This window comes from Acinetobacter sp. UBA6526, assembly GCF_002434875.1.
In the GTDB taxonomy this organism is placed as follows: Bacteria; Pseudomonadota; Gammaproteobacteria; order Pseudomonadales; family Moraxellaceae; genus Acinetobacter; species Acinetobacter venetianus.
Window position 1 is genome coordinate 1 of record NZ_DJLC01000193.1, and the last position, 278, is coordinate 278.

Annotated in this window: 1 pseudogene; it reads left to right on the forward strand. The window is 41.4% G+C overall.

Annotation, left to right across the window (positions count from 1 at the left end):
- A pseudogene (locus tag B4237_RS13140) lies at positions 1-278 on the forward strand (THUMP domain-containing protein); the annotation flags it as partial.

Sequence of the window (278 nt, forward strand, 5' to 3'; positions counted from 1 at the left end):
GACGGGCTTGAAACCTTATTACAACAAGAACTCGAAGATTTAGGCATTCAAAATATCCAACGCTTTGCTGGACGTTTAGTATTTAAAGGCACACTTGAAAATGCTTATCGCGTTTGTATGTGGTCACGTCTTGCATCTCGTGTGCTGTTACCTATTCATACGCATGAACTTGAATTCACCCATGATGCACGAGATGTCGCTGAAGAACTCTATGAAGGCGCAATTAGCTTTGATTGGTCACTTATTTTTGCACCACAGAGTACCTTTGCAGTTCGTTT